Origin of the sequence: Variovorax boronicumulans (assembly GCF_040544675.1) — a bacterium.
GTDB classification, from domain to species: domain Bacteria; phylum Pseudomonadota; class Gammaproteobacteria; order Burkholderiales; family Burkholderiaceae_C; genus Variovorax; species Variovorax boronicumulans_D.
In genome coordinates this window covers 30,930-46,168 of the sequence record NZ_JBEPKK010000006.1, presented here as the reverse complement: position 1 = coordinate 46,168, position 15,239 = coordinate 30,930, and the positions used below count along the sequence as shown (strand labels likewise).

At 66.9% G+C, this 15,239-nt stretch carries 16 protein-coding genes; 9 read left to right on the top strand and 7 right to left on the bottom strand.

Annotated features, from left to right (window positions below):
* Window positions 1-34: 34 nt before the first annotated feature.
* From ABIC90_RS12710 to ABIC90_RS12700, 3 genes are all read left to right on the top strand, one after another.
* Window positions 35-1,432 (top strand): coniferyl aldehyde dehydrogenase, encoded by a 1,398-nt coding sequence (locus ABIC90_RS12710; protein ID WP_354354477.1) that lies wholly within the window; start codon window positions 35-37, stop codon window positions 1,430-1,432.
* A 106-nt stretch (window positions 1,433-1,538) separates the two neighbouring features.
* On the top strand, window positions 1,539-2,303 hold the full coding sequence (locus ABIC90_RS12705) for an alpha/beta fold hydrolase (protein WP_354354476.1): 765 nt from the start codon (window positions 1,539-1,541) through the stop codon (window positions 2,301-2,303).
* Window positions 2,304-2,363: 60 nt separating this feature from the next.
* Window positions 2,364-3,812 (top strand): HD domain-containing phosphohydrolase, encoded by a 1,449-nt coding sequence (locus ABIC90_RS12700; protein ID WP_354354475.1) that lies wholly within the window; start codon window positions 2,364-2,366, stop codon window positions 3,810-3,812.
* Between the two features lie 73 nt (window positions 3,813-3,885).
* Here the strand turns inward: ABIC90_RS12700 and ABIC90_RS12695 are convergent, their stop codons facing one another.
* The 3 genes from ABIC90_RS12695 to ABIC90_RS12685 all read right to left on the bottom strand — a co-directional run bounded on the left by ABIC90_RS12695 (window position 3,886) and on the right by ABIC90_RS12685 (window position 7,613).
* Complete coding sequence (locus ABIC90_RS12695; protein WP_354354474.1) at window positions 3,886-5,694, bottom strand: cytochrome c biogenesis protein DipZ; 1,809 nt, start codon at window positions 5,692-5,694, stop codon at window positions 3,886-3,888.
* A 115-nt stretch (window positions 5,695-5,809) separates the two neighbouring features.
* Window positions 5,810-7,174 (bottom strand): ATP-binding protein, encoded by a 1,365-nt coding sequence (locus ABIC90_RS12690; protein WP_354354473.1) that lies wholly within the window; start codon window positions 7,172-7,174, stop codon window positions 5,810-5,812.
* 22 nt (window positions 7,175-7,196) lie between these two features.
* Entirely contained in the window at window positions 7,197-7,613 is a 417-nt protein-coding gene (locus tag ABIC90_RS12685) for an organic hydroperoxide resistance protein (RefSeq protein ID WP_354354472.1), read from the bottom strand.
* A 273-nt stretch (window positions 7,614-7,886) separates the two neighbouring features.
* Between ABIC90_RS12685 and ABIC90_RS12680 the strand changes: the two genes are divergently transcribed.
* A complete protein-coding gene (locus ABIC90_RS12680; protein WP_354354471.1) occupies window positions 7,887-8,630 on the top strand; it encodes a response regulator in 744 nt (247 codons plus the stop codon).
* Between the two features lie 22 nt (window positions 8,631-8,652).
* On the opposite strand, the gene ABIC90_RS12675 is transcribed toward ABIC90_RS12680, so the two are convergent.
* Complete coding sequence (locus ABIC90_RS12675; protein WP_354354470.1) at window positions 8,653-8,784, bottom strand: hypothetical protein; 132 nt, start codon at window positions 8,782-8,784, stop codon at window positions 8,653-8,655.
* A gap of 1 nt (window position 8,785) precedes the next feature.
* Entirely contained in the window at window positions 8,786-9,364 is a 579-nt protein-coding gene (locus ABIC90_RS12670) for a thioredoxin family protein (RefSeq protein ID WP_354354469.1), read from the bottom strand.
* Window positions 9,365-9,596: 232 nt separating this feature from the next.
* Between ABIC90_RS12670 and ABIC90_RS12665 the strand changes: the two genes are divergently transcribed.
* The gene (locus tag ABIC90_RS12665; RefSeq protein WP_354354468.1) at window positions 9,597-9,800 is read left to right on the top strand and encodes a hypothetical protein; all 204 of its coding nucleotides are present in this window, start codon (window positions 9,597-9,599) and stop codon (window positions 9,798-9,800) included.
* Between the two features lie 42 nt (window positions 9,801-9,842).
* Here the strand turns inward: ABIC90_RS12665 and ABIC90_RS12660 are convergent, their stop codons facing one another.
* Together ABIC90_RS12660 and ABIC90_RS12655 are read right to left on the bottom strand one after the other, a co-directional pair.
* Entirely contained in the window at window positions 9,843-10,859 is a 1,017-nt protein-coding gene (locus ABIC90_RS12660; protein ID WP_354354467.1) for a TRAP transporter substrate-binding protein, read from the bottom strand.
* Between the two features lie 77 nt (window positions 10,860-10,936).
* A complete protein-coding gene (locus ABIC90_RS12655; RefSeq protein WP_354354466.1) occupies window positions 10,937-11,719 on the bottom strand; it encodes an IclR family transcriptional regulator in 783 nt (260 codons plus the stop codon).
* Window positions 11,720-11,928: 209 nt separating this feature from the next.
* Here ABIC90_RS12655 and ABIC90_RS12650 point away from each other — a divergent pair, with 209 nt between their 5' ends.
* Genes ABIC90_RS12650 through ABIC90_RS12635 form a run of 4 tightly spaced genes read left to right on the top strand, consistent with a single transcriptional unit; the run spans window position 11,929 to window position 15,239 of the window.
* Window positions 11,929-12,927: a TRAP transporter substrate-binding protein gene (locus ABIC90_RS12650; RefSeq protein ID WP_354354465.1), complete on the top strand. Its 999-nt coding sequence runs from the start codon at window positions 11,929-11,931 to the stop codon at window positions 12,925-12,927.
* A 19-nt stretch (window positions 12,928-12,946) separates the two neighbouring features.
* Window positions 12,947-13,402 carry a type II 3-dehydroquinate dehydratase gene (locus ABIC90_RS12645; protein WP_354354464.1) on the top strand — a complete coding sequence of 152 codons (456 nt, stop codon included), beginning with the start codon at window positions 12,947-12,949 and terminating at the stop codon, window positions 13,400-13,402.
* Complete coding sequence (locus ABIC90_RS12640) at window positions 13,399-13,962, top strand: TRAP transporter small permease (protein WP_354354463.1); 564 nt, start codon at window positions 13,399-13,401, stop codon at window positions 13,960-13,962. Before ABIC90_RS12645 ends, ABIC90_RS12640 begins: the two co-directional genes overlap by 4 nt.
* Window positions 13,959-15,239 (top strand): TRAP transporter large permease, encoded by a 1,281-nt coding sequence (locus ABIC90_RS12635; protein WP_354354462.1) that lies wholly within the window; start codon window positions 13,959-13,961, stop codon window positions 15,237-15,239. Before ABIC90_RS12640 ends, ABIC90_RS12635 begins: the two co-directional genes overlap by 4 nt.

Below are 15,239 nucleotides of genomic sequence, written 5' to 3'. Positions count from 1 at the left end.
CCAGGCGGCCCGAGGCCCATCCCCACGAGGTGCCATGACACAAGACATGCGACAGACCTTCGATGCGATGCGCGCCGCCAGCCTTCGCGCGCAGACGCCACCGTGGGCAGAGCGGGCCGACCGCCTCGAGCGCCTGCGCGCCCTGGTCACGGGCCACCGCAAGAAGATGGCCGCCGCCATCAGCGCCGACTTCTACAACCGGCCCTTTCAGGAAACCGAGCTGGCCGAGGTGTTCCCCTCCATCGCGGGCATCGACCATGCGCTGCGCCACGGCAGGAAATGGATGCGCCCGCAGCGCCGCGCCACGGGCCTCTGGTTCAAGCCCGCGTCGTCGCGGATCCTGCCGCAGCCGCTGGGCGTGGTCGGCATCGTGGTGCCGTGGAACTACCCGCTGAACCTGGCCGTGGGCCCGATGACGGCAGCACTGGCCGCGGGCAACCGCGTGATGGTGAAGCAGTCGGAGTTCACACCGCGCTTCGCCGAACTGTTCGCCGGCCTCGTGGGCGCGAGCTTTGCGGAAGACGAGATCGCGGTGGTCAACGGCGACGCCGAAGCGGCGCGCGAATTCTCCAGCCTGCCCTTCGACCACCTGCTGTTCACCGGCTCCACGGCCGTGGGCCACCATGTGATGCGCGCCGCGAGCGAGAACCTCACGCCGGTGACGCTGGAGCTGGGCGGCAAGTCGCCCGCGATCATCGGACCCGGTGCGAACTTCGAGAGGGCCGTCGAGCGCATCCTCGTGGGCAAGACGCTCAACGCGGGCCAGACCTGCATCGCGCCCGACTATGTGCTCGTGCCCGAGGGCCAGCAACAGCGCTTTGCCGACAGCGCACGGCGCGTGTTCGCAGCCATGTACCCGGACATTGCAGGCAACCCCGACTACACCAGCATCGTGAGCCCGCGCCATTTCTCGCGGCTGCAGGAGCTCGCCGCGACGGCGCAGGCGCAGGGCGCATCGGCCATCCCGCTCTCGGACATGGCGCCCGATGCCGCGACGCGCCGCTTCCCGCCCGTGCTGCTGACCGGTGTGCAGCCCGGCATGCGCGTGATGCAGGAAGAGATCTTCGGCCCGATCCTGCCGGTGATGGGGTACGACGCCATCGAAGACGCCATCGCCTACGTCAACGCGCATCCGCGCCCGCTCGCGCTCTATCTGTTCGAGAAGAACCGCGCGACCATCGACCGTGTGATGCACGAAACGGTGGCAGGCGGCGTGTCGATCAACGACACGCTGCTGCACATCGCGCAGGACAACCTGCCCTTCGGCGGCGTCGGCGCGAGCGGCATGGGGGCGTACCACGGCGAGTACGGCTTCCAGACCTTCTCGAAGATGAAGCCGATCTTTCACCAGTCGGCATTCAGCGGCGTCGGCCTCTTCAAGCCGCCCTATGGCAAGACCTTCGAGCGGATGATGAAGCTGCTGGTGCGCTGAGCGGGCTTCTGCACAGGGTGGGGCCATCGGACATTCGTCCAATGGCGCTGCGGGCCCGCTGCGCCGACAGTACGGGCTCCGCTTCAACTCACTCGCAAGGACTCCCATGAAAACCGCTCAACGCTTCAAGCTCGCCGCCGCTGCCCTCGCCATCGGCCTCTCGTTCGCAACCGGCGCCATCGCGGCCGACAAGCCCAGCGTGGTCATCGTCCACGGCGCATTCGCCGACGGCTCCGACTGGGCCAAGGTGATCCCGCTGCTGCAGGCCAAGGGCGTGAACGTGGTGGCGGTGCAGAACCCGCTGACCTCGCTCGAAGACGACGTGGCCGCCGCCAAGCGCGCCATCGACGCGCAGCCCGGCAAGGTCGTGCTGGTCGGCCATTCGTGGGGCGGCTCGGTCATCACCGAAGCCGGCGCGAACGACAAGGTGTCGTCGCTCGTGTACATCGCGGCCTTTGCGCCCGATGCGGGACAGAACTCGGCCGAGCTCGGCAAGGACTACCCCACCGCGCCCGGCTTCGCGCACATCAAGGCCGACGCGAGCGGGTTCCTGTCGCTCACGAAGGAAGGCATGTCCAGGCACTTCGCGCAGGACCTGCCCGCCGCCGCCACCGCGGTGATGACCGCGACGCAGGGTCCGATCCTGGGCAAGTCCTTCGAGCAGAAGCTGACCGTGGCCGCATGGAAGACCAAGCCCTCGTGGTACCTGGTCGCGAGCTCGGACCACATGATCCAGCCGGCGCTGCAACGTGACATGGCCAAGAAGATCGGCGCGACCGTCACCACGGTCAACAGCAGCCACGTGCCGCAGCAGTCGCAGCCGGCCAAGGTGGCGCAGGTGATTCTGGACGCCGTGAACCATTCCAAGTAAGGTGCCCGGCGTGCCGGCTGTGGCCGGCACGCCTTCCTTATTTTCTCTTCGGTTTCTCTCGTGCAGCCTGCGCCCCACATCCCGGTCTTCGACGCCATCAAGGCCCTTGCATTCGTCGGCGACCTGAGCATGGGGCAACCCATCGACCATTCCGCACGCACCGCGTGGATCGCCTCGCAGCTCGCCGCCGCCATCGGCCGCGATGCAGCAGTGCAAGGCCACGCAGCCTGTGCGTCGCTGTTGCGATGGTCCGGCTGCACCGCGAATGCGCCCGAGTTCTCCGATCTGATGGGCGACGACGTCGGCGGGCGCCGCGCGATGCTCTCGACCGCATCAGCGAGTGCCGCGGCCGAATTCGCGGGTTCCGTCGGTCCGATGGCGGAGATCCATTGCGAGGTGTCGGGCGATATCGCGCGCACGCTGGGCATGCCGCCTGAAGTGGAGCGCACGCTGCGCCACATGTTCGAGACCTTCGACGGACGCGGCAAGCCGCACGGACTGCGCGCCTCGCAGATTCCCGAAGAAGTCTTCGTCGTCTCGGTCGCCGGCGACCTCGAAATCTTTTCGCGCGTGCATGGCCTCCGCAACGCGCTGCGCTACATCGCAGAGCGGTCCGATGCACGCTATCCGGCCTTCGTGGTCGATGCCGTGCAGCAGCACGCGGTCGACTGGCTGCATGCGCTGGAGCAAGGTGCGGCGGCCGACATGCAAACCCCCTCCGACGCACTGCGCGAGGCAACCGCATCGCTCGAGCTGATCGCCGACGTGATCGACCTCAAGCTTCCGTGGATGACAGGCTTCTCTCGTCGCGTGGCCGATGCCGCGTTCGCATGCGCCGCGGGCGTGGGGCTGGGCGAGGTCGAGCAGGGGCAGGTGCGGCGCGCGGCGCTCATCCACGGTATCGGCCGCGCGTCGGTGCCGAATGCGGTGTGGGATTCGCCGGGCGTGCGCAGCGAGGCCGACAAGGAGCGCCTGCGGCTCGTGCCCTACTGGACGGACCGCGCGGCGCGGCGCATCGGCACGCTGCGCACCGAGGCGGAGATCGCCTCCTTCGTCGATGAACGTCTCGATGGCTCGGGGTTTTTCCGGGGCATCAAGGGGCCGGCCATCGACGTCGAGGGGCGCGTGCTCGCGGTCGCCGCCCACTGGGTTCTGTTGCGCACCAGCCAGCCGGGGCATCCTGCGCTCGACCAAGCCGACGCGATTGCCGCGTTGAAGAACGAAGCGGAACTCGGGCGGCTCGATGCGGCGGCTGTGGCCGTGCTGACGGGACACCCGCAAGCCGGTGCCGCCCCTCTGCCATCGAACGAGGCCGCCGCACTTCTCTCCAGCCGCGAGATCGAAGTGCTGGGGCGCATCAGCCTTGGCGACAGCAACAAGGAAGCGGCGCGCGTGCTGGGCATCAGCCCGAGCACCGTGCGGGCGCATCTGGAGAACATCTTTCGCAAGCTTGAATGCACGACGCGTGCTGCGGCTACTTTGAAGGCGTTGACGCTCGGGCTGCTTTGAAAACGGGTTCATTCGGGGCATGTGCACAGGCCACCGGGTGCTCCCGTCGGCGTGATCGCAGCCCTGGACAGTTTCAACCGAACGTGAACGCATAAGCCTGCGCCCCACCGTCCAGAAACTCGATCTCGAACAACCGCTCCTTCTCACCCTTCGCCTGGCGAACGAGCTGGTAGAGCTTCTGCGCCTCGATGGTCCCGTAGCCCTCTGCATCGGTGTCGGCGCCGTGGTCCGCGAGCGGCGCCTTGCCGTCCACCAGCACACGGAAGCGCACCGGCTTGCCATCGGCCGCGGGGCCGAGCACCAGGTGCAGGTCGCGCGCCTGAAAGCGGTAGGCGATGCGGCCGTTCGCACGGTTCGACACGGCGCGCTCGGGCTCCACGGTCCAGTCGCCGGCGAGCGCCCACTGGTTGGTGCGCAGCGACGCCGGGCGCTGGTAGACATGGGCGCGCCCGCTCACCAGGCCACCGGGCGAAGCGAAGCCGTGTGCACGCTCCGCGCCCACGTAAGTCTCGCCTGACATCGCGAGCTCGGTGCCCGGCGCGGCCTGCGTGCCCTGCCCTGTGGGCGCGACCAAGTCCGCCGGCAGGTTGCGCTGCCCCGCTTCGGCCAGCAGTTGCTGGATGACCTGCTCGGCCTTGTCATACCGGCTCTCTCCGAACTGGTGGTGGCGGATGCGCCCTTGCGCGTCGATGAAATAGAACGCGGGCCAGGCCCGGTTGTCGAAGCCGCGCCAGATGGCGAAGTCGTTGTCCAGCGCCACCGGGAAGTCGATGTCCAGGTCCTTCGTCGCTTTGCGCACATTGGCCGGGCGCTTCTCGAACGCGAACTCCGGCGAATGCACGCCGATGACGACCAGGCCCGCGTCCTTGTACTTCTCGGCCCACGCGCGAACGTAGGGCAACGTGCGCAGGCAGTTGATGCACGAATAGGTCCAGAAGTCGACCAGCACGACCTTGCCGCGCAGGGCCTCGGGGCTCAGCGGCGGCGAGTTGAGCCATTCGGTCGCGCCGGCGAGCGACGGGAAATCGCCTTGCACGCCGAGCTTGCGCACCGGCTGGCGCGCCGGGGTGATGTCGGCCGTGCGCATGAAGCCGGCGTCCCTGCCATCCAGGCCGGCGCCTGGCTCTGCGGCTTGCGGTTGTGGCCTCGGCTTCGGCGTGTGGATCCTGTCCACCAGCGCCTGCTCCAGCGCCGAGGTGGTGCCCACCGAGAGGCGCGCAAGCAAGCCCGTGTCCAGCCCCAGCGCGATGGCGCCCACGCCCACCAGCACGGCGGCACCGGCCGCGCGGCGCACCCATTCGCCCGTGTGCAGCGAACGCCTCATGACCGAGAACACCCGCCCGCCGAACAGCAACGCCGCCGCCAGCGAGGTGCACGCACCCGCGGCATAGGCCAGCAGCAGCACCGTGGTGCCGACGCTTGCGCCATTGAGCGCCGCGCCCGTCAGGATGAGCCCGAGGATCGGCCCCGCGCACGGCGCCCAGAGCAGGCCGGTGCCCACGCCCAGCAGCAGCGGTGTGAACACGGTGCCCTTGCCGTTCGTGCCGCCGGATGGCGCTTCGGCCATGCGCATGCCCAGCGCCACCAGCGGCCGGCTCATGCGGTCGGCAATGCCCGGGAACAGCAGCGTCGCGCCGAACAGCGCGAGCATCGCAATGGCCGCGTGGCGCCCGTACTCGTTGACCGTGACGACCCAGCCGCCGCCCACGGCCGCCAGCGTGGCGACGGCGGCAAAGGCCAGCGCCATGCCGGTCAGCATCGGCAGGCCGTGCGCGCGGAACGGCCGGTCGGCCCGTGCGAACACGAAGGGCAGCACCGGAAGGATGCAGGGGCTCAGGATGGTGAGCGCCCCGCCGAGGTAGGCAATGAGAAGGATCAACATGGTTCGGGTCCAGGCGATAAGGCGTGCAGGCTCTTCACGGTCTCGATGCACGAGCCGCGGGCTTCGGAAAAAAACGGAAGGAGCGGGAACTGCCGCGCGCACCGCGCGGCGCGGTTCAGCTCGTCGGAGCGGTGTGTGTGCGCATGGTCAGGCGTGCCTCCAGTCCGCCCTCGGGGCAGTTCTGCAGCTTCAGCTCGGCGCCCATCGCCATCGCGAGCTGGTGCGCGATGGCCAGGCCCAGGCCGGTGCCGCCGGTGCTGCGGTTGCGCGAGCTCTCGACGCGGTAGAAAGGCTTGAGCACCGCATCCAGTTCGTCGGGCGGAATGCCGGGGCCGTTGTCGATCACCGCGATGGCCAGTTGGCCGTGGCCGGCCTCGACGCGCAGGCGCACATCGCTGCCGAAGATCAGCGCGTTGTCGACCAGGTTCATCACGATGCGGCGCAGCGCGTTGGGCCGGCTCACGATCGGCGCGCCGACGCGGCCTTCGAGGCGCACGATCTTTCCGGCGTCTTCGTAGTCGGCCACCATGCTTTCGAGCAGCGCATCGGCGTCCATGCGCAGCGGCGGCTCGGTGGCGCCGTGCAGCGTGCGCGCATAGGTCACGCCTTCGCGCACCAGCGAGTTCATCTCGTCCAGGTCCTGGCGGAACTTGGTGCGGTCGTGTGCGTCGTCCATCATCTCGGTGCGCAGCCGCATCCGCGTAATAGGGGTCTGCAGGTCGTGCGAGATGGCCGCGAGAATTTCCACGCGTTCGGCCATGTAGCCGCCGATGCGCGTCTGCATGGCATTGAAGGCGCGCGCCGCATGCGCGACTTCGGTGGGGCCTTCTTCGGTGAGCGTCTGCGCCTGGAGGTCGGGCCCCAGGTGGTCGGCCGCGGCGGCCAGGTCGGCCAGCGGCCGCGTGACCAGCCGCACCGCAAACCATGCGCACACGGCCAGCACCAGCAGCTGCATCGCCAGCAGCCACATCACCCAGCGCGACACCGGCATGCCCACCCGCCTGGCATGCACCACCACCGAGGAGCCGTCGGTCAGCCGCACCTGGATCTGCAGGCCCTCGGCCGGCTTCTCGACCTGCCCGACCTTGACGATCTGGAACGGCCGCATCGCCTCCGCGATGGCCGTCGCGAACTGGCGCGACAGCAGCGACTGGGGATCGCCGCCCTCGGCCATGCCGCCCAGCACGAAGCGGTAGTTGCGCCGCTCCAGGCGCTCCAGCCAGTCAGGCCGTTCCGCGGCGGGCAGGCGGTCGAGGATGGCGACCGAGCTGGCGATGTCGCGCTCGATGCCGGTCATCATCAGTTCGCGCATCGCCATGTCCCGCTCGTAGCGGATGGCCGCGAAGGTCAACAGCTGCGCGATCGCCAGGCCCACCACGATGATCAGCGTCACGCGGGCGAAGAGCGATCGCGGCACCAGGCGGCGCAAGCCGCCAGCGGTGCTGGCCGGGATCGGGGACGGGCTGGCGGATGTGGACATGGGCTCGTTTATAGACCCCGGCTCATACCACGTGGATCGTGACGTCGACGTTGCCGCGCGTGGCCTTGGAGTACGGGCAGGTCTGGTGTGCCGCATCCACCAGCGACTGCACCACCTCGCGCTCGATGCCGGGCACGCTGACGTTCAGGCGGGCCTTGAGGAAATAGGCACCGTCGGTGTTGGCCAGGTCCACTTCGGCATCGACGGCCAGGTCGGCGGGCAGCTTGATCTTGAGCTTGCCGGCGGCCAGGCCCATGGCGCCGATGAAGCAGGCGGACCAGCCGGCTGCGAAGAGCTGCTCGGGGTTGGTGCCGTTGCCGGGGCCGCCGGGCGACGACAGCTTGACGTCCAGGCGGCCGTCACTGCTGGTGGAGGCGCCGTCGCGGCCGCCGGTGGTGTGGGTCTTGCCGGTGTAGAGGATCTTTTCGGTGGAGGACATGGTGTGTTCCTGGGAGCGGGTTGAGTTGAGAACGGCTGGATTGTTGGCCCGCCGCCGCCCCGCCGGAACGCATTGCGTATGCCTCTGTATCCGCGCCGGAAATCCAAACACTACGTTTCACCGAAGCGCCGATGGCCGCCGCAGGGGCCAGGCGCGGCACGAAACAAACTGTCGCGCCCATGCCGCCAGATACTTGCGAATACAAACCCGCTGGCGGCGAAGAACCCGCGGGATACATTGCGGCTGCGGCGCAACCCACACCCCACCACTGCCATGACTCCCAAGACCTCCGACCACATCCTCATCGTCGACGACGACCGGGAAATCCGCGAACTGCTCACGACCTACCTGGTCAAGAACGGCCTGCGCGTGGCGGCGGTGCCCACCGGGCGGCACATGCGCGCGGCGCTGGAGGAGTCGGGGCCTTTTGACCTGATCATCCTGGACCTGATGCTGCCGGGCGAAGACGGCCTCACGCTCTGCCGCGACCTGCGCACCGGCAAGTACAAGGCCACGCCCATCCTGATGCTCACCGCGCGCAGCGAGGAAGCCGACCGCATCCTGGGGCTGGAGATGGGCGCCGACGACTACCTGGCCAAGCCTTTCTCGGCGCGCGAACTGCTCGCGCGCATCCGCTCGGTGATGCGCCGCACGCGCATGCTGCCGCCGAACATGGGGGCGGTCGAGCCCTCGCAGAAGCTGGCTTTCGGCGACTGGCATGTGGACACGGTGGCGCGCCACCTGCTGGACGACAGCGGCACGATGGTGGCGCTGAGCGGCGCCGAATACCGCCTGCTGCGCGTGTTTCTCGACCATCCGCAGAAGGTGCTGAGCCGCGACCAGCTGCTGAGCCTCACGCAGGGGCGCGAAGCCGAGCTCTTCGAGCGCTCGATCGACCTGCTGGTGAGCCGCCTGCGCCAGCGTCTGCGCGACGATGCGCGCGAGCCGCGCTACATCAAGACGGTGCGCAGCGAAGGCTACGTGTTCGCCTCGGCGGTCGAGGCGCGGGACGGCTGAGCAAGCGTCCCGCCGCCTCGCTTCATGTGCGGGCGCGCTTGCGGGTGCCCGTGAAATCGCGGGTCGTGGCGATGCATTGGCAATTCACCGGGTTGCGAACTTCATGCGCCAAGCCGCCCGCAAAGAACAGCAGCGCGAACCAGAGCTTTTTCATGTCAGCCCCCTGCCGCCGAAGACGCCGGCTCCGGTGCCGGCTCGGCCAGCAGCGCCTGGATCTTTTTCTCGATGGTGCCATAGCTGCCCTCGCCGAAGTGCGAATAGACGATCTTTCCCTGCTTGTCGATGAGGTAGACCGCGGGCCAGTACTGGTTGTTGAACGCCTTCCAGGTGCCATAGCTGTTGTCCTGCGCCACGGCGTGCTTGATCTGCAGGCGGTTGATTGCGTCCTGCACGTTCTTGGTCGACTTTTCATAGGCGAACTCCGGCGTGTGCACGCCCACGACGACGAGGCCCTTGTCCTTGTACTTCTCGTTCCACTCTTTCACATAGGGAAGGTGGTTGAGGCAGTTGATGCAGGTGTAGGTCCAGAAGTCGACCAGCACGACCTTGCCGCGCAGTTCTTCCAGCTTCAGCGGCTGGGAGTTGAGCCACTTGTCGATGTTCTGGAATTCGGGCGCCTTTTGCGCGCCACCGGCAGCGATGTCGCCGCCGGGCGGCGGCGACGCGAAGGTGAGGACGGCCACGGAAGCCGCGACTGCGGCGACGGCGAGAACCACGTTGGATCGGATGCTCATGGCGATTTCCTGGGTGCAGAAGTGAGGGGAAGTGAGTGCTATTGAAGAACAAGCGAGCGGATTGTTCGCCGCGCCTCGCGCACCAGGCACAGATTGCGTATGCCTCTGTGTCCGCCCCGAAATTGCACACACTACGTTTCACACGGGGCGGCGTCTGGGCCCTGCCGCGCAGGCTTGGAACTGACGCATCTGGCCTACAGACAGCCGATGCGCAAAAGAACACTGTGAGGCCATGACACATCCGATCGAACTCACAGTCACAGAGTCGGCGCCCGGATCGTTTGTCTGGCGATTGCTCGAAACCGATGCGAACGGCGGCCATCCGACCGTGTTTCGCAGCGCCTACGACGCATTCGACAGCTACGAACTCGCACTGGCTGCAGGCCAACGGGCCCTGCACAGCGAAATTCGCAACATCGCGGCCGGCGCGCACTGAAGCGCCCCGGCTGCGCCGGTACGCCGGATCTGCTGAACCGGCTTACTTGCGCGCCTTCTCGATCTCGGCCATCAGCTCCTTGACGGTGGCCTCGCCCACCGAGGCCGAGTACTTGTCGATGACGGGCTTGACCTTCGCACGCAGCTTGGTCATTTCTTCGGGCGGCAATTCGGAGACGGTCATGCCCGCCTTCTTCAGCGCATCGAGCGCGCTGTCGGCCGCGCCGCGCGAGGCCGCACGCTGGAACGCGGTCGATTCGGCGGCGGCGTCGTTGATGATCTTTTTCTCTTCCGCGCTCATGCCGTCCCAGGTCTTCTTGCTGATCAGCAAGGCCTGCGGGTTGTAGATGTGGCGCGTCTGGGTGATGTACTTCTGCACCTCGGCGAACTTGGACGAGAGGATCGTGGTGTTCGGGTTCTCCTGCCCGTCGACCGCCTTCTGGTCGAGGGCAGGATAGAGCTCGGGAAACGGCAGCGGCGTGGCGTTGGCGCCGAGTGCGCCGAACAGATCGATGTAGATCGGCGACTGAATGACGCGGATCTTCAGCCCCGCGATGTCGTCGGCCTTCACGATCGGCCGCTTGCTGTTGGTGAGGTTGCGAAAGCCCAGGTCCCAGTAGCCCAGGCCGTGCAGGCCCTTGTCTTCGAGCCTGGCCATCAGCTTCTGGCCGAAGGGGCCGTCGGTGACGGCGTCGGCTTCCTTGCCGCTGTTGAAGAGAAAGGGAAAGTCGTAGGCCGCGAATTCCTTGACCTGCGCCGAGAGGATGCCGGCGTTGAGCACGGTGATCTCGACCGTGCCGCCCTGCAGTGCAGAGACCGTCTGCAGGTCGCCGCCCAGCGAGCCGCCCGCGAAGAGCTTGACCGTGATCTTGCCGGCGGACTTGGCCGCGACGATGTCCGCGAACTTCTGCGCGCCCTGCGCCTGCGGATGGCCGGTCTGGTTCTGGAACGCGAACTTGAGCGTGCGCTCCTTGATCTGCGCGAACACGCCGCCGGTGGCGAACACAGCGGCGGCTGCGACGGCGGCGAGCGCCAGTCTGCGAATCGAATGTCTCTTCATGCTTGTCTCCTTTTATGTGAGCCGAACCAGGGCCTGTTCACACTATGCAAGGGGTCCTTGCATAGTGTGAACAGGCCCTAGGCTCTTTTCTTGAACAAGGCCGAGGCGCCGCTGGCGCGCGCCACGTCCTCGGCCGTTTGAAGAAGCGCCGGTCCCAGCGCCTCCATCCGTTGCGGCGTGAGCCGCACGCGCGGCCCGGCGATGGTCACGACGCCGATCACCGCGCCGCTCGCGCCGAACACCGGTGCGGCCATGGCGGTCATCGCGGGCGCGAACACCTCGTCGATCATGCTGAAGCCGCGCTGCTTCGCCGCCTTCACATAGGCCATCACGGCCTTGATGGAAGTCGGGGCCTTGGGGCCGTAGTCCTGCGGCTGGCCCAATCCTTTTTTTGCGACGAGCACCGTGGCGTCGTCCTCGCTCATGGTCGACAGCCATGCATGCCCGGCCGCGCTGCACGAGAGCGTGACCGACAGGCCCATGTCGGGGTCGTAGCGAAGGCCGTGCGTGGCGCCCTGCGCCTTGGCCACGAAGGTCAGCTCGTCGCCGTCGACCACCGCCAGGCGCACCAGTTCGCCCGAAGCCGAGGCGAGGTGGTCCAGCAGGGGTTGCGCGATATCGACGATGCCCGAGCGGCTCAAGAAGGAAAGGCCGATGGAGACCAGCTTGATGGTTAGCACGTAATGGCCGTCGCGCGGGTCCTGCCGCACGTAGCCGCAGCGGATCAGCTCGGTGAGCAGGCGATGCGAGGCGCTGAGGGGAATCTCCAGCTTGGCGGCCAATGCCGACAGGGCGCAGCCCTCCGGGTGATCGGCCAGGTATTCCAGCACGTTGAAGCTGCGTTCCAGTATCCCGCTCATATGTCGCTCCGAATTTGATTCACAGATGCCGGCGATTCTTGCCCGGCCGGAGCGTAGCAGATTCCAAGGAAGGGATTTCCATAGTGGAAACGCTTTCCAAGAAAAATTATGATCGCGGCCAGCCGGGCTTCAGTGCCCTCTTCCGCCCGTTTTTTCGCGCCAGTTTTACGCATCGTTTTTCCGCATCTCTTTCACACCGAGGACTTCCCGTGAAACTTCTCCGCACGCTCGCCGTCGCCGGCCTCTGCATCGGCCTTGCCGCCCCTTCCTGGGCCCAGCAGGAGCGCGTGATCCGCTTCGGCCACCTGAACAACGCCGACCACCCGGTGAGCTTCGGCGTCAAGCGCTTCGCCGAACTGCTCTCGGCCAAGAGCGGCGGCAAGATGAAGGTGCAGGAGTTCCCCGCCTCCCAGCTGGGCAACGAGATGCAGCAGCAGTCGGCCCTGCAGGGCGGCGTGCAACAGATGTCGGCCCCGGCCACGACTTCGCTCGCGGGCATCGTCAAGGAGTTCGGCCTGGTCGACTTTCCGTTCTCGGTGAACAACTTCGCACAGGCCGATGCGCTGCTCGATGGTCCGCTCGGGCAGGCGCTGATCGCCAAGCTCCCCGAGAAGGGCCTGGTCGCCCTGGGCTACTGGGACCTGGGCTTTCGCAACGTCACCAACAGCAAGCGGCCGATCACCAGGCCTGAAGACCTCGAAGGCTTGAAGATCCGCGTGATTCCGAACCCGGTGTTCCTGGAGACCTTCAAGGCCTTCAAGGCGAACCCGGTGCCGATGCCCTTTGCCGAGTTGTATGGCGCCCTCGAATCGAAGGCGGTCGATGGTCAAGAAAACCCGTACGCCGTGATCCTGTCGAACAAGTTCTTCGAAGTGCAGAAATTCGTGAGCGCCACGAACCATGTGTACGCCGCCAACATCGTGCTGGTGAGCAAGAAGTTCTGGGACTCGCTCACACCGGCCGAGCAGAAGATGATGAATGACGCAGCCAACGAGGCGCGCGGTTATCAGCGCCAGGTCAGCCGTGCCGCAGCACAGAAGGCCGTGGGGGAGCTGCAGGCCAAGGGCGCGCTCTTCAACGAGCTCACACCGGCCGAGCAGGACCGCATGCGCACCATCGCCAAGCCCGTCATCGACAAGTTCGCATCCCAATACGAACCCGCCATCGTCAAGCTCTACAACGACGAACTCGCTCGCATCCGCAAGTAAGCCCACACCGAAGCTCCCCATGAAGATCCTTGTCCTCCACGGCCCCAACCTCAACCTGTTCGGCCGCCGCGAACCCCACATCTATGGCAAGACCACGCTCGCCGAAATCAATGCGCGGCTCGACGCGCTGGCCGGCGAACTCGGCGTGACGCTGGAGACGATCCAGTCGAACCACGAAGGCGCGTTGATCGACTTCCTGCATGCGCACATCGACGACGCGCAGGGCGCGCTGGTCAATCCCGCCGGCCTCACGCAGCACGGCGTGCCGCTGCACGACGCGATCAAGGCGATGCCCTTTCCCACCATCGAGGTGCACATGTCGAACATCGCCGCGCGCGAAGCCTGGCGCGCGCATTCGATCATCTCGCCGGCGGTCAAGGGCACGGTGCAGGGCCTCGGCCCGCTGTCCTACCTGGCCGCGCTGCGCGCGCTGGTCGAAATGCAGACGCAGGCTCTCACGCAAGCCGCGCCATGAACCGCTGGATCGACCGGTGCTGCACCGGCATCGAGGCATTGATCGCCGCCGCACTTGCGGTCATGGTCGTTCTTGTCTTCGGCAACGTGGTGCTCCGCTACGGCTTCAACTCCGGCATCACGATGTCGGAAGAAGTCTCGCGCTGGCTCTTCATCTGGATGACCTTCCTGGGCGCGGTGGTCGCGCTGAAGGAACACGGCCACCTGGGCGTGGACATGGTGGTGCAGAAGCTGCCGCCCGTCGGCAAGAAGATCTGCCTGGCCGTCGGCCACCTGGTGATGCTCTACATCGTGTGGCTGCTGTTCCAGGGCAGTGTGGCGCAGGCGCGCATCAACTGGGACGTGACGGCGCCGGTCACCGGCGCGTCGATGGCCATCGTCTATGCATCGGGCGTGGTGTTCTCCGTGCTGGCGGGCTTCATCCTCGCGCTCGACCTGCTGCGGCTTCTGACGGGACGCATCTCCGAGCGTGATCTGGTGATGGTCAAGGAGTCGGAAGAAGCCGTGCAGCTGCAGCAGATCCTGGGTTCGCAGCAGGACGCAACGGGAGCGCGCAAATGACCATCGCCGTCTTTGTCGGCTCCCTGCTGCTCGCGATGGGCATGGGCATCCCCATCGCCTTCGCGCTGCTCGCCAGCGGCGTCGCGCTCATGTGGCACCTGGACCTGTTCGATGCACAGATCCTCGCGCAGAACGTCATCGGCGGCGCCGACAGCTTTCCGCTGCTGGCCGTGCCCTTCTTCATGCTGGCCGGCGAGATCATGAACGTGGGCGGCCTCTCCAAGCGCATCGTCGACTTCGCGCTCGCGCTGGTCGGCCATGTGAAGGGCGGACTGGGCTACGTGACCATCATGGCCGGCTGCCTGCTCTCCGCGCTCTCGGGCTCGGCCGTGGCCGACGCCGCCGCGCTCACCGCGCTGCTGCTGCCGATGATGGTCAAGGCGGGCCACGACAAGCCGCGCGCAGCCGGCCTGATCGCCGCCACCGGCGTCATCGGGCCGGTGATTCCGCCGAGCATCGGGCTCGTGATCTTCGGCGTGGCGGCGAACGTGTCGATCTCCAAGCTGTTCCTCGCGGCCATCGTGCCGGGGCTGCTGATCGGCGGTGCGTTGTGGATCACCTGGGCCTGGCTGGTGCGGCGCGAGAAGATCGTGCCGCCGCCGCGCAAGTCGTCGGCCGAGATCGCCACCGCATTCCGCAATGCGCTGTGGGCGCTGATGCTGCCGGTGATCATCCTGGTAGGCCTGCGCATGGGCGTGTTCACGCCGACCGAGGCCGCGGTGGTGGCCGCGGTGTATGCGCTCTTCGTCTCGACGGTGATCTACCGCGAGATCAGCTGGCGCGATCTCTACGGCATCTTCGTGGCCGCGGCCAAGACCAGCGCTGTCGTGATGTTCCTGATCGCCGCGGCGATGGTGAGCGCCTGGCTCATCACCGTGGCCGACCTGCCGTCCAAGATCATCGGCCTGCTGGAGCCCTTCATGGGCAACCAGATCCTGCTGATGCTCGCGATCATGGTGATCGTGATGGTCGTGGGCACCGCGATGGACATGACGCCGACCATCCTGATCCTCACGCCGGTGCTGATGCCGGTGGTGAAGGCGGCCGGCATCGACCCCGTGTACTTCGGCGTGCTGTTCATCATCAACAACTCGATCGGGCTGGTGACGCCGCCGGTGGGCACGGTGCTCAACGTGGTGGCGGGCGTCGGAAAGATATCGATGGACGACGTCACGCGCGGCGTGGTGCCTTTCATGATCGCGGAGTTCGCCATCCTGCTGGTGATGGTGGTGTTTCCGCAGCTGGTGATTGCACCGGCGCGATGGTTCGGGGGCTGA

Coding starts and splice junctions, on each gene's coding strand:
- ABIC90_RS12670 (WP_354354469.1), bottom strand. CDS start 9,364: ATGAGCATCCGATCCAACGTGGTTCTCGCCGTCGCCGCAGTCGCGGCT.
- ABIC90_RS12640 (WP_354354463.1), top strand. CDS start 13,399: ATGAACCGCTGGATCGACCGGTGCTGCACCGGCATCGAGGCATTGATC.
- ABIC90_RS12645 (WP_354354464.1), top strand. CDS start 12,947: ATGAAGATCCTTGTCCTCCACGGCCCCAACCTCAACCTGTTCGGCCGC.
- ABIC90_RS12685 (WP_354354472.1), bottom strand. CDS start 7,613: ATGTCCTCCACCGAAAAGATCCTCTACACCGGCAAGACCCACACCACC.
- ABIC90_RS12675 (WP_354354470.1), bottom strand. CDS start 8,784: ATGAAAAAGCTCTGGTTCGCGCTGCTGTTCTTTGCGGGCGGCTTGGCG.
- ABIC90_RS12710 (WP_354354477.1), top strand. CDS start 35: ATGACACAAGACATGCGACAGACCTTCGATGCGATGCGCGCCGCCAGC.
- ABIC90_RS12655 (WP_354354466.1), bottom strand. CDS start 11,719: ATGAGCGGGATACTGGAACGCAGCTTCAACGTGCTGGAATACCTGGCC.
- ABIC90_RS12665 (WP_354354468.1), top strand. CDS start 9,597: ATGACACATCCGATCGAACTCACAGTCACAGAGTCGGCGCCCGGATCG.
- ABIC90_RS12680 (WP_354354471.1), top strand. CDS start 7,887: ATGACTCCCAAGACCTCCGACCACATCCTCATCGTCGACGACGACCGG.
- ABIC90_RS12695 (WP_354354474.1), bottom strand. CDS start 5,694: ATGTTGATCCTTCTCATTGCCTACCTCGGCGGGGCGCTCACCATCCTG.
- ABIC90_RS12690 (WP_354354473.1), bottom strand. CDS start 7,174: ATGTCCACATCCGCCAGCCCGTCCCCGATCCCGGCCAGCACCGCTGGC.
- ABIC90_RS12705 (WP_354354476.1), top strand. CDS start 1,539: ATGAAAACCGCTCAACGCTTCAAGCTCGCCGCCGCTGCCCTCGCCATC.
- ABIC90_RS12660 (WP_354354467.1), bottom strand. CDS start 10,859: ATGAAGAGACATTCGATTCGCAGACTGGCGCTCGCCGCCGTCGCAGCC.
- ABIC90_RS12635 (WP_354354462.1), top strand. CDS start 13,959: ATGACCATCGCCGTCTTTGTCGGCTCCCTGCTGCTCGCGATGGGCATG.